The sequence below is a fragment of the Streptomyces sp. 3-6 genome (assembly GCF_056323165.1).
This window is the reverse complement of the sequence record NZ_JBWHZP010000008.1, coordinates 216,687-229,841: the sequence shown is the minus strand read 5'-3', so window position 1 is coordinate 229,841 and position 13,155 is coordinate 216,687. Positions and strand designations below refer to the sequence as shown.

General features: G+C 75.5%; 7 protein-coding genes. 6 read left to right on the top strand and 1 reads right to left on the bottom strand.

All coding sequences use genetic code 11. The features are described from left to right. Window positions 1-291: 291 nt before the first annotated feature. Window positions 292-906, bottom strand: coding sequence for a hypothetical protein (locus tag AC02VZ_RS13760; protein ID WP_432054618.1), 615 nt, complete (start codon window positions 904-906; stop codon window positions 292-294). 461 nt (window positions 907-1,367) lie between these two features. On the opposite strand from AC02VZ_RS13760, the gene AC02VZ_RS13755 reads away from it, so the two are divergent. The 6 genes from AC02VZ_RS13755 to AC02VZ_RS13730 all read left to right on the top strand — a co-directional run bounded on the left by AC02VZ_RS13755 (window position 1,368) and on the right by AC02VZ_RS13730 (window position 13,028). Next, a complete protein-coding gene (locus tag AC02VZ_RS13755) occupies window positions 1,368-3,527 on the top strand; it encodes a RecQ family ATP-dependent DNA helicase (RefSeq protein ID WP_476475442.1) in 2,160 nt (719 codons plus the stop codon). Between the two features lie 594 nt (window positions 3,528-4,121). Then, window positions 4,122-4,328, top strand: coding sequence for a hypothetical protein (locus AC02VZ_RS13750; protein WP_432054620.1), 207 nt, complete (start codon window positions 4,122-4,124; stop codon window positions 4,326-4,328). Between the two features lie 488 nt (window positions 4,329-4,816). After that, entirely contained in the window at window positions 4,817-6,523 is a 1,707-nt protein-coding gene (locus tag AC02VZ_RS13745; protein WP_432054621.1) for a DUF4192 domain-containing protein, read from the top strand. A gap of 1,201 nt (window positions 6,524-7,724) precedes the next feature. Continuing rightward, complete coding sequence (locus AC02VZ_RS13740) at window positions 7,725-9,713, top strand: glycogen debranching N-terminal domain-containing protein (protein ID WP_432054622.1); 1,989 nt, start codon at window positions 7,725-7,727, stop codon at window positions 9,711-9,713. A gap of 131 nt (window positions 9,714-9,844) precedes the next feature. Continuing rightward, window positions 9,845-10,603, top strand: a complete 759-nt coding sequence (locus tag AC02VZ_RS13735) for an NUDIX hydrolase (protein ID WP_362096255.1) — start codon at window positions 9,845-9,847, stop codon at window positions 10,601-10,603. Between the two features lie 115 nt (window positions 10,604-10,718). Further along, window positions 10,719-13,028: an ATP-binding cassette domain-containing protein gene (locus AC02VZ_RS13730; RefSeq protein ID WP_476475441.1), complete on the top strand. Its 2,310-nt coding sequence runs from the start codon at window positions 10,719-10,721 to the stop codon at window positions 13,026-13,028. Window positions 13,029-13,155 lie beyond the last annotated feature (127 nt).

Below are 13,155 nucleotides of genomic sequence, written 5' to 3'. Positions count from 1 at the left end.
CGCCCCGGCATCCACCGACGCCGGGGCCGGGGGCACCGCACACCGCACGGGCCCCGGCGCTGGGTCGCGGCCGTCCGTGTCTCGCGGGTGACGGCCGGGTGGTTCTGCCGTCACCTCCGTCATCGGGGTGGCACCGTGCGCCGCGCCCCCTGCCGTACGGCCGCGTCGGGCTGCCCTCCGGCTGCCCTTCGGCGGGCCGCGGCGGGGCGTGGAGGACCCGGCGCGCGGGGCGCGGGAGGTACGGCGCCGCGGGGCCCGCAGGATCCGCCGCCGGCGGGCGGCGCGCGGGCGTCAGCGTGCGGCTGCCCGGCGCATGACCTCCGAAGCGACGCCGCCCGTCCGGGGGATGCGCGCCGGCGCCTCCGCCAGGGCGACCGGCTCGGGTGCCGAACCCGCGCTGGGGCGGCGGCCGCCCCGGTCCTCGCCCAGCACCTGCCAGCCGTCACGCGTCAGCGTGATGTACGCGCCGCAGCGCAGCCCGTGCAGCGTGCAGGCGTCCCGCAGGCCCCACATCCACGCACCGTCCTCCTCCGTCCACCGGGCGTCCCCCTCCCGGCAGTAGAGGAGCACGGCGGTGCGCACCGGAGTGCGGCGCCGCAGGTCGTGCGGGATGACCCGGCGCAACTGGGCGAGCAGGGCGTTGCGGAACATCCAGCCGTCCGCGGGTGCCGAACGGCGGGTGAACGAGGCGCTCGCGCACAGCCGTTCGTCCGGATCGAGCACGGCGACGACCGCGGTCGCCGGCCCGGGACGGTGCCGGGCGTGCAGACCGTTGACGACCTCGCGCGGGTTGCGCAGCAGCGGGATTCCCGCGGCGGCCCACTCCGCTGGTTCGAGCACACGGTGGGCGGATGCGGCGTGCGCGGACAGCGATGCCGCCGAGGACGGAGCGAATCCGAAGGTCACGGTCCTCCCTTCGGCTACGCCCACACAGCGGGCGGGGTCGGATTCGGGGAGCGCGCACGCAACAGCGCCCTACCTGGGCGGCAGACGGGCCGTGCGGGTGCGGACCTCAATTCTTCCTGCCGAACTGAGCCGCGGCAACGAGCAATTGGGGCAGCGGACCGTTATCGGATGATGCGCGGCTAATATCCCCGCCCCCGGATCCCCGGCACCGCGCGGTCGACGGTCGGCCCCGCACCGTTCCTACGCCCTCCGAGTGCGGGCCGTCCAGAGCCGTGCACACAGCGTTCCGAAACGCGGTGACGGCCGCCGGCGGCACAGGGCTCGCCGGGCGCTCCCGGTCGGTGATCGGCTCCGGATCGCCGGCCGTCCTCGGTCCGTGCACGGTAGGGCGCCCCGTCGTGAGCCCTCTCCCGTGCCGGGCGGATTCGCCGATTGTCAGTGGGATCGGGTTGCATGGAGGCATGGACAACCTGGAGCTCCGCGCCGAAGCCGATGCCGTCCTCGCTGAGCTCGTCGGTGCCCCTGCGGGCTCGGCGCGGCTGCGGGAGGACCAGTGGCAGGCGGTGTCGGCCCTGGTGGAGGAACGCCGGCGTGCTCTGGTGGTGCAGCGCACCGGCTGGGGCAAGTCGGCGGTGTACTTCGTGGCCACCGCTCTGCTGCGCAGGCGGGGCTCGGGCCCGACCGTGATCATTTCGCCGTTGCTGGCGTTGATGCGGAACCAGGTCGATGCCGCGGGGCGGGCCGGTATCCGGGCCCGCACGATCAACTCGGCCAACCCGGAGGAGTGGGAGACGATCTACGGGGAGGTCGAGCGTGGTGAGACGGATGTCCTCCTCGTCAGCCCGGAACGTCTCAATTCCGTCGATTTCCGCGATCAGGTGCTGCCCAGGCTCGCGGCCACGACCGGTCTGCTCGTGGTCGACGAGGCGCACTGCATCTCGGACTGGGGGCATGACTTCCGGCCCGACTACCGGCGGCTGCGGACGATGCTGGCGGAGTTGCCGGCGGGGGTGCCGGTGCTGGCCACGACGGCGACCGCGAACGCGCGGGTGACCGCGGACGTCGCTGAGCAGCTGGGCACGGGGGGCGGGGACGCTCTGGTGCTGCGCGGGCCGCTGGACCGGGAGAGTCTCCGGTTGGGTGTCCTGGAGTTGCCGGACGCGGCGCACCGACTGGCGTGGCTGGGGGAGCGGCTGGGGGACCTGCCGGGTTCGGGGATCATCTACACGCTGACGGTGGCGGCGGCGGAGGAGGTGACCGCCTTCCTGCGGCAGCGCGGTTATCCGGTGGCGTCCTACACGGGGAAGACGGAGAACGCCGACCGGCTGCAGGCGGAGGAGGACCTGCTGGCGAACCGGGTGAAGGCCCTGGTCGCCACCTCGGCGCTGGGCATGGGCTTCGACAAGCCCGATCTCGGTTTCGTCGTCCACCTGGGCTCGCCGTCGTCGCCGATCGCCTACTACCAGCAGGTGGGGCGCGCGGGGCGGGGCGTGGACCACGCGGACGTGCTGCTGTTGCCGGGGCGGGAGGACCAGGCGATCTGGGCCTACTTCGCTTCGGTGGGCTTCCCGCCCGAGGAGCAGGTCCGCCGCACCCTGGCGGTGCTGGAGGAGGCGGGCCGTCCGTTGTCGCTGCCGGCCCTGGAACCACTGGTGGATCTTCGACGCTCGCGCCTGGAGACGATGCTGAAGGTCCTGGACGTGGACGGCGCGGTGAGGCGCGTGAAGGGCGGATGGGCCGCTACGGGGCAGCCGTGGACGTACGACGCGGAGCGGTATGCGTGGGTCGCGAAGCAGCGGGCGGCGGAGCAGCAGGCCATGCGGGACTACGTGGCGACCACGGGATGCCGGATGGAGTTCTTGCAGCGGCAGCTCGACGACGAGAAGGCGGCCCCGTGCGGTCGTTGTGACAACTGTGCCGGCCCGTGGCTGGAGGCGTCCGTCTCTCCCGGGGCTCTCGCGGCGGCAGCGGGTGAGCTGGATCGGCCCGGTGTCGAGGTCGAGCCCCGCAAGATGTGGCCGACCGGGCTGGCCGCGGTCGGCATGGATCTCAAGGGACGCATCCCCGCAGGCGAGCAGGCAAGCACGGGGCGGGCACTGGGCAGGCTGTCCGACATCGGCTGGGGGAACCGGCTGCGGCCGATCCTGGCGGCGCAGGCACCGGACGGCCCGGTCCCGGACGACGTGCTGAACGCCGTCGTGACCGTGCTGGCGGACTGGGCCCGCTCACCGGGAGGCTGGGCCGGCGGCTCCCCCGACGCAGTGGCACGGCCGGTGGGCATCGTCGCCATGCCCTCCCGCACCCGCCCCCGGCTGGTCGCCTCCCTGGCCGAGGGCGTGGCGAGGGTCGGCAGGCTCCCGCTGCTCGGCAGCCTGGCCTACACCCCCCGGGCCGATGAGCACGCCGCGCACCGCAGCAACTCCGCCCAGCGGCTGCGCGCCCTGGCCGACTCGTTCACCGTGCCCGGTGAACTCGCCGCCGCCCTGGCCGTCACCCCCGGCCCGGTCCTGCTCGTCGACGACTACACCGACTCCGGCTGGACCCTGGCCGTCGGCGCACGCCTCCTGCGCCAGAACGGGGCGGGCCAGGTGCTGCCGCTCGTTCTCGCGTCGGCCGGATAGGCGGGCCGCGCCGGCCTCGGAAACTTTCCCGCTTTCCGGCCTTCCCGCTTTCCGGGCTTCCCGCTCTTCGGGCTTTCCGCTTTCCGGTTTCTGGGCGGGAGCGTGCGGCCGCGGGCGGCGTCGGGGCGCCGAGCGGGTCTTCCCCGCCTTGGACCGCGCGGACGTGCTGACCCTCGGAGGCCGACGCGGCTACCTCAGTGGCCCCCTGGTCGCATCGGGCTTCCCCACGGCGCAACGGGGCGCCGCGCGCGGAGCGCTGCTGGACGCGACGGCCGCCCGGCGCCCGCAGCACAGGGCCGCTGGTGGTGGCCGTATCTGACCGGCGAGGACGCCGGGACCGGCCGTGCCGCCCTGTCCGCCCCCGGACACGGGCGGCAATGGCGGCCCGGCTGATCGGGGCCGACTGCTCGATCGCGGTGCCCGACGGCGGGGCTCGACGCCCACATCGCCGCCCTGACCGGCAGACAGCGCCCCACCAACGCCCGCCGCGAACTGCGCGCGTTCACCGAGAGCGGGCTCCGTGTCGTCCGCGCCAGCAGCCATATACCGCTCGTGGATCTACTCCGGGGCGCCGTGCTCCGCCCACTCCGGTCCTTGTCGCACGACCTCCCCGTATCCGCCCCCGGCACCCCGGACGCCCGCCGCGACGCGCTCCTGGCCGCGCTTCCGGCGTACGAGGCCGAACTCTTCCGTACCGCCACGGAGGCCGCCTCCTTCCAGCGTCAACAGCACGGCACCGACGGACTGGTGGCTGGGCGGGGCGGAGGCCCGGCGCGGCCCGGCAGCCGTCCTGCCTCATGACGTGGCCCTGCTCAAAGTTATCCACAGGGTAAGCGGACGATTGCGATCCGCGAGATCGTCCTCACATGACGCATCACATCGAAACGACCGGATCCCCCGAAAACGGCGACGCGGCCGACCGCTGTGCCGGAGACGGTGACCTTCACCCCGCGGCCGAAGACGGTCACGTCGCCGGGAACACCCGGCGGCCCGCTGGTGACGATGACCGGGACCGGCGGACCACCGCCGACGAACCCGGACCGGCAGGGCCCGCTGGTGACGACCGAGGGTCCGCCGCCGGCGAACACCGATCGGCAGTGCCCGCCCGGCGGCCCGCCGCTGACGACGGTCGCCCCACCGCCGGCGGACACCGACCGGTGGCGGACGACCCGCGGCTCGACGGGAGCGACGACCTCCTCGGGGACATCGACCCTCCGCGCGAAAAGGGAGTGGGCCAGGGGCAGGGCGGTGCATCGGGTCCTGCGCGGCCGGAAGGCTCCGGAGCTTCCGTGGAGCCGGCAGCCCCCCTCGCCCCCGGGGCCCCGCCACCCCACGGCGAGGATGGTCCGCCCCCGCTCCCCGCGCCCGACCTCGGCTGCACCGCGTACCGGCGGCACGGCGATCCACAGCAGGTCACGCTCCGCAGCCCCGCCGAACTCGCCGACGCGCTGCCCTACCTCCTCGGCTACCGGCCCGAGGACAGCATCGTCCTGGTGGCGCTGCACGAGAAGGACGGGCAGGGCCGGTTCGGCGGCCGGGCCCGCCTCGGCATCCCGACCGACCGGGACGACTGGCCGGCGGCCGCCCGGCAGTTGGCCCGTGGGCTGGTCATCGGGAGTACCCGCCGCGGGGCCCCTCCCGAGCAGATGATCCTCTTCCTGTGCAGGGAACCGGAGCGTGGCGTCTCCGGCAGGGAGGTCAAGGAACACCTCGCTCCGCTGGCCCACGCACTGCGTGTGGAGTGCGGTGCCCTCGACGTCCCGGTGGTGGAAGCCCTGTGCGTCTCCGACGGCCGCTACTGGTCGTACTGCTGCGACATCCCGGAGTGCTGTCCGGCCGAGGGCACCCCCATGGGCCTGGCCGGCACCTCCGTAGTGGCCGCCGCCGCCACCTACGCCGGACTCCAGGTCCGCGGCACCCTGCGCGAGCTGCGGGCCAGGCTCCAGCCGAGGGAGGGCTTCGCGACCGTGGACCAGGAGGCCGCCCTCGACGCGGCAGGGCTGAAGCTGGTGCCCCGCATCCTCGACGAGGCGGGCCGCGTCGCGGTGGCCGACGAGACCCTGCGCCTCGCCGAGCGGGTCCGGCGCCGCTTCGCCGCCGCCCCGCCCGTCTCCGGCGCCCTCCCGTCGGACCTGCGGGACGACGAACTGCTCCGCCACGACGAGGCCGCGACCCTGATCCTCGGCCTCCAGGACCGGACGACACGCGACCGCGCGGCGGAGTGGATGGAGGGAGAGGAGGCGGCCCCGGCCCTCCGTCTGTGGCGTGCCTTGGCCCGCCGGTGCAGTGGCCCGTACGGCGAACACGCCGCGGCTCCCCTGACGCTCGCCGGGTGGGTCGCCTGGTCCACCGGCGACGAACTGGAAGCCCGCGAGGCCTTCGCCATGGCTCTCGGCGCGGACCCCGACTACCTCTTCGCCCGCCTGCTGCACCAGGCCTGCAACGAGGGCCTCGACCCCGAGTCGGTCCGACGGTGCCTGCGTTCGGAACGATCCGTCCGGACCGGCGGCCGTGGCGGTGACGGCGAGGGCGACGGCCACGGTGGGAGCGTCGGCGCCAGTGGTCCCGCACTGCCCGGTGCGAACGGTGGGCCCGACGGGGTGGTTCGGGGAACCGGCGGTGCCACGGCGGCCGGGGCTGCAACTCTCGGTGCCGGGGACGCAGCGTCACGCCGCCGGAGTCATGGGCGGGAGCCGGAAACCGGAGGTGCTTCGGCCCGCCGCCGTACGCGGACCGACGGCCGCAGGCCCCGTGCGCGAATCCCCCGACAGCGCGCGTGGGCGGGCACCACGCACCCCGGAAGCGGTGCACGGGGTGGGCTCCGCCCGGGCGCCGCGTCCGCCGGCGGCACCCGCCCGACCGGACCGCGCCCCGGGACACCGGGCCGGGGCGCCTCTCGCCACCCCGGAGGTGCTGCCGGCACCGGCGAGACGGGCCCGCAGCACGCCCCGGGCAGGCCGGGGCACGGCACCGACGGTGGCGAAACAGAGCGCTGAGGGAGGGGGAGCTGAGGGCGGAGAGGCGAGGGGGAAGGGGGATGGTGATGCCCGTGGCAGTCGGATCACCGGACGTTCCAACATCCCGGAAGCGGGTCGTGTGCCGCAACGTGGAACTCCTCGGTCGGTTGGGAGCCCCTCGGGGGCAGGACCACGCACCGGAGGACCTGCCTCCTGGGACCAGGACGCGGTGCGTGCCGTTCGCCGGGGTGCCGACCGACCGACAGGCCGACCGACAGGCCGACCGACAGGCCGACGGACAGGCCGACGGACAGGCGGGCCGGCCCACGGGTACGAGCGGCCGACTGGTGCGATCCGTGAGATCGGTCGTCGGGCAGCGACCGGACGGGCGGCTGGTCGGCCCGGTCCTCGGATGCCACCGGCGACCGGCCACCCGCGCGGATGCGGAAGCGGCGGTGGCCGCCCGCCGGGGCTGAGCCCGCCCGCTGCGGCGGCGCCCGACCCTCGACGTGGCGCCCGTCCGCCCACGGCACCCGCAGGTGTCCACCCGTCGCGGGCGTGACCGGGGGAGGGCGGCGCCGTTGATCGGAGGGGCGGAACGCCTTCACTCGGGCGGGACGCCGACCCGCCCGCGCCCGGCCGGAGTTCGCCGCGGCGTCGGCGGCGTCCGAGGCCCGTCGAGCGCAGAGGAACCCCAGCCATGCAGCAGCCGTCTTCAGCCGCCCCGGCGGATGATCGCCGTTCCGCGGACGCGTCGGCTCCGGGGCTCGCCGACCGGCACCGCAGTGCGCAACCGACCGGACGCCCGAGCTACTCCACCGACGCGACGATCCCGTCCATCGGCGAGCAGCACTCCGGTGTGCCCCGGGACCGTGGGCCCGGCCCCGTCGGAACCTCGGCCACACCGACCGACCGGGCCCCGGCAGCCCTCCGGCTCGGCGCCGGTGAGCAGGGGAGGTCGTCCGGGGGGTCCCGGCCGGGCGGCGGGCCCAGTTGGGCCCGGGAGCCCGGCGCCCCTGCCGGTGCGACGCAGCACCCCACCCCGCGCGCGTCCGCAGGGCCCGACCACGCCGCCGTCCGGCTCCCGCAGCCCGACCACACCACCGTCCGGCCCCCGCAGCCCGACCGCACCACCACCCGGATCCCGCAGCCCGACCGGCCCGGCGATCCGCACCCGTCCGCCCGGGCCGTCCGGGACTCGGCCGGGCGCGCGGGAACCGCTGCGGCCACCCCTCCCACCGTGGGCCACCGGACCACGCCCGGCGGCGCGCCCCGCCTGCTCGCGGACCTGCCGGCGGTCCACACCACGCTGATCGGTGTCGCCCTCCCCGGTCTCGTCATCACCACGGAGGAGGGCCGGTTGACCGGGCACGGGCTGGAAGGGTTCTACCAGGCAGGTACCCGTCTGCTGTCCCGCTGCCGGCTGCGGGTGGCGGGGCGCGAACCGCTCGCGGTGCAGGCCCGGACGATCGGCGCCGACCGGGTGCGGTCCGTGGAGACCCTCAGAGCCTCGGGACAGTCGGGACCGGACCCGGACATCCTGATCGAACGGATCCACTCCGCGGACGGCACGGAGCGGATCACGCTCCACAGCGCCGCACCGCACCCACTGCGGCTCCCGGTCGAGGTGGCGCTCGGCACCGACCTGGCCGACCTCGCGGCGATCGCCTCCGGGGACGCGGGGCCGGAACTGCCCGCCCACGTGCATACTTGCGGACTGCGCTGGTCCGGCGGTCCCCGGAGCGCGACGGTCACGGCCGAACCGCAGCCCGCCGATGTCCTGGCCTCCGCGGGCGTCCTGCGCTGGGAACTCCAGCTGCCTCCGGGCGGCCGGGCGAGTGTACTCCTGCGCGTGCGTCCCGGCGGGCGGACGCCCCCGCGTGCTGTCGGACACGGGGCCACCAGCCCGCTCGCTCCCGCACGGGCCACAGGGGACGACGGGCGGATCGTCGCGCTGCTGCGGACCGGCCTCGACGACCTCCGGTCCCTGCTGCTGCGCGACCCCGTCAACCCGTCGGACACCCATCTCGCGGCCGGCGCGCCCTGGCGCTGCGGTCCCGCACCCGCCGACGCGCTCGCCGCCGCCCGCATGGCGCTCCCGCTGGGCACCGGCCTCGCCGCGGGCACCCTGCGCATGCTCGCGCGTGCCCAGACGCCCGGACCGGGTCCGCACGCCGGGATGATCCCCGGGCCGCGCAGGGACGCAGGCCCCCACGTGCCCCCGAGCTGCACCGGAACGGAGGCCACCCTCCTCTTCCCCGTCCTGCTGGCGGAGGCCCGGCGCTGGGGCCTGCTCGACCGTGACACGGAGCAGTTGCTGCCGGCCGCCGAACGCTGTCTGGCCTGGCTGCGCAACACCGTGTGCGACGGTCTCTACCTGCCCGATCCGCAGCCCGGCGGGCCGTGCCGCGCCGAGACCCAGGCGCACGCCCACCGCGCGGCCCTGCTCGGCGGCGACCTGCTCGACGCCTTCGGCAGACCGGGCGGTGACGAACTGCGGCAGTGGGCCCGGGCCGTGCGGACCGCCTTCCGGGACGACTTCTGGATCGACGCCCCGGGCGGCGGACGGCCCGCCGCGGTCCGGGCGAGTGACGGGCGTCCGGTTCCGCACGCGGGGGCCGCGGCCGTGCACCTGCTCGACACCGGACTCCTCGCCCGGGGCGAGCCCGCCCCCGGGCTGCTCGACCGGGCAGACACCGGTCACCTGGCCCGGCTGCTGGGCGGGCCCGGTATGGACTCCGGCTGGGGGCTGCGGGGACTCGCCGTCCGGGACCCGGGATACAACCCGTTCGGTCACCGGTCGGGTGCCGTGCGGGTGCACGAGACCGCCCTCGCCGTGGCGGGTCTCGCCGCGGCGGGCCACAAGGCGGAGGCGACGTCCCTGCTGCGGGGACTGCTCGCGGCGGCCGCGGCGTTCGGCCACCGACTGCCGGAGATGTACGCCGGGGAGCAGCGGACGGAGGGGAGCGCACCGCTGCCCCACCCGGCGGCCTGCCGGCCCGCCGCCACGGCGGCGGCGTCCGCGGTGCTGCTGTTGACCACGGTCGCGGGCATCCGTCCCGACGCCCCGGCCGGGACCGTGTCCCTGCACCCGATGGCCGGCGCCCCGCTCGGCGAAGTGGCCGTCACCGGGCTGAGTATCGCCGGTGCGCCGTTCTCCGTGCGGGTCGGACGGCTCGGTGTCGCCGTGGTCGAGGAGGCCGCCGACGGTCTCCAGCTGGGCGTCTGACCTGCCCCGACGGGCCGCGGCCGGGCAAACCGGACCGGAAGGCCGGGACCGTTCGGGACCGATGATGATCAATCGGGGGCGGGGTCGGCGAAGGGAGTGCTTATCGTCAGTGAGACGACTATGATCGCCGCATGCCCTACGACCCGTCAGCCTTCCCGCCCTTCGCCGTCACCGTGGACCTGGTCGTGCTGACCGTACGCCGTCACGCACTGTGTGCGCTGGCGGTCCGCAGGGGCGAGCCGCCCTTCCAGGGGCGCTGGGCCCTGCCCGGCGGGTTCGTGCGGGCCGACGAGGACCTGGCGCAGGCAGCGGCACGCGAACTGGCCGAGGAAACCGGCCTCCACGTGCACGACCCGGGCGTCCCGGTCCAGGACAACGGGGCCCACCTCGAGCAACTGGCCACGTACGGCGACCCGAAGCGCGACCCCCGGATGCGGGTCGTCAGTGTCGCGCACCTCGCCCTCGCACCCGATCTGCCCGCCCCCCGGGCCGGCGGCGACGCGGCCAACGCCCGCTGGGCGCCGGTCGAGGAGTTGCTGCTGCTCGGCGGCCACGGCCGGGACGGCGGCCAGGTCGCCCCCCTAGCCTTCGACCACGCGCAGATCCTCGCGGACGGCGTGGAGCGGGCCCGCTCGAAGATCGAATACTCGTCCCTGGCCACGGCGTTCTGCCCGCCCGAGTTCACCGTCGGAGAACTGCGGAGGGTGTACGAGGCGGTGTGGGGAGTGGCCCTCGACCCGCGCAACTTCCACCGCAAGGTCACGGGCACCCCCGGCTTCCTCGTCCCCACCGGCGGGACGACCACCCGCCAGGGCGGACGGCCCGCCCAGCTCTTCCGGGCGGGGGGAGCCACTCTGCTCAACCCGCCGATGCTGCGCCCCGAGGTGTGACGGCGGGCCCGCCCGGCCGTCCGTGACCCTCGGGCCCGGCCTCCGCTCCGTCGCCGTCGGCCGCAGGGCCCCGCGATGCCCGAAAAACCCCTTATGGCGCGCTATCTTGCTTCGGGTGATCGAGGCCATCGGACTGACCAGCAACCCCCGCAAAGAGCTTCCGCCCGCCGTCGACAACGTCTCCTTCGAGGCGCACGCCGGCCGCGTCACCGCGCTGCTCGGAGCACCGGGCGCGGGCAAGACCACGGCACTCAGACTCCTGCTCGGACTCCAAAGCGGCCGGGGCGTCGCGCACTTCAGGGGACGCCCGCTGCACCGCATCCCCCGGCCCGCGAGCGAGGTCGGCGTCCTGCTCGGTGACGTACCCGGCCATCCCGCCCGTACGGTCCGGGGGCATCTGCGCATGCTGTGCGCCGCCGTCGGCGCCCGCGTGGACCGTGCTGACGAAGTCCTCGACGCGGTCGGGCTGGTGAGCCTGCGGGGCGAACGCCTCGGCACGCTCTCCCGGGGCGCCGACCGGCGCCTGGGCCTCGCCTGCGCCCTGCTGGCCGATCCGCACACACTCGTGCTCGACCAGCCCACCCGTGGCCTCGCCCCCCGTGAGCACCGGTGGCTGCACGCCCTGCTCCGGGCCCACGCCGAACAGGGCGGCACCGTCCTCTGCACGACGGCGGACCCCAAGGAGGCGGCACGCATCGGCGATCACGTGGTCACCCTCGACGGAGGGAGGGTCGTCGCCGATCAGGACGGGGCGGAGTTCTCCCGCACCCGGCTGCGCCCCCGGGTCGCCGTCCGCAGCCCTCACGCCGCTCGCCTCTCCGTGCTCCTCAGCCGGGAGGCCCGCGCCGCGCGGCGCTCCGTGGAGGTGGTGCCCGAGGGCGGCAACCGCCTCCGCGTCTACGGCAGTACGTGTGCCGACGTGGGCGAGATCGCGTTCCGCAACGGCATCGTCGTGCACCAACTGGCCGACGAAGTGGGAGACATGGGTCCGGGGGCCGGTGGCGAACGCGGGGCCGTTCCCACTGGAGCGGCTTCGGACGGCAGCCCGGCGTCCGTACGGTCGGTGGAGGGGCCCGGCCGCGGCACGGAAGCCCGCCCCGCACCCGAACCGGCGCCCCAGCCGCTCAACGACCCGGAACCGCAACGGGAACGGGAACGGGAGCTGAAGCAGCAAGCACATTCAGAGCAGGACCCGGAGCAGGACCCGGAGCCAGATTCCCGCGCGGAGGTCGAGCCCGCCCCCTGGCCGAGCCCCGCGCCGGAACCCGGGCCGCACCCCGCGCCGGAATCCGGGCCGCACCCCGCGCCGGAACCCGGGCCGCACCCCGCACCGGAACCCGGGCCGCACCCCGCACCGGAACCCCAGCCGGCCCCCGAGGCGCCGCAGATCCCCGAACCCTCGCCTGCCCCTGCTTCCCCTGCTCCCCCTGCTCCCCCTGCCTCCACCTCCGCCCCCGGCTCCCCGGCGGTCGCCGCCGCTGCCGCGCCGCCCCCCGGTCCCCGCCCGGAGCAGGACGGGGGCGGTGGGGCTGCCGCTCCCGCACCGGTCGGAGGCCCCGGCCCCGCGGTTCCGTCCCGCCACCCCCTCGCCGGTCGGGCCGGCACGGCGTCGACGGCTCCCGTCCGGCTCCCGCCCCCGCTCTCCGTACGTCCCGTCCCTGCGCCGCTGCGTCCCGTGCGCTACGAATTCCGGCGCGCCGCGGGCACCGGGACCGCACCGAAGGTCATCGCCGTGGTGGTCATCGTGTCCGCGCTCACCGCGGTCCTGCTGGCCCGGATCGGGCACACCCCGCAGCCGCGGCTGCTCGCCGCTTGGCCTAGGGAACTCCCGCTGCCTCCGGCCGCGATCGGAGCGGGTCTGCTCGGGGCGCTGGCCTTCGGCGAGGAGTTCCGCCACCCCGTACTGGCGGCGGACCGCGGCACGGCGTCCCGGCGGCTGGGGCTGCTCCTGGCCAAGCTGCTCGTGGCCTCGGTCGCCGCGCTGCCGCTCGCCGCCCTGACCGTCGTCTGCGACGCCCAGGTGCTGGCGCTGGTGCACGGACCGGAGTTCGCCGGGGTGCCCGCCGACTGGCCCGTGCTGAGTGCGGGTTGGCTCGGTCTCGTGACCGGGTGCGCCTGGGCCGGGGTCCTCGGGGCGGGCCTCTTCCGGTCCACCACCGCCGGGCTCGCCGTGGTCGTGGCCGTACCCCTGCTCGTCGTGCCGGCCCTGGAATGGGTGACCCGGGGCACGCGGGTGCGAAGTGCGGTCGGGTTTCCGCAACGGGTGCGGGAGGCGCTGCCGCTCCGGTGGCCCTTCGGGGGAGAGCAGTATCTGGACACTGCGCTGCGCATGATCGGTCAACCCGTCGGTGGTGCCCTGGTGTTGTCCGTGGGGGCTCTGGCCTGCGCGTTCCTGCTCAGCACGCGGCGCGGCAGGGTCCGATGACGACCGTCCCTGTCCCCGCTGTTACGGCCGTGTGCGCAACTCCCCGTGGAAAGCCCATTTCTTTCCGATAAGGCGTCAATTGCGACGGGGTGAGCGATCACCCTTTCGTGTGCTTTTCACCAAAGCC

Excerpts from the sequence above, each read along its gene's own strand:
- AC02VZ_RS13735 (WP_362096255.1), top strand. The coding sequence starts at position 9,845 with ATGCCCTACGACCCGTCAGCCTTCCCGCCCTTCGCCGTCACCGTGGAC.
- AC02VZ_RS13755 (WP_476475442.1), top strand. The coding sequence starts at position 1,368 with ATGGACAACCTGGAGCTCCGCGCCGAAGCCGATGCCGTCCTCGCTGAG.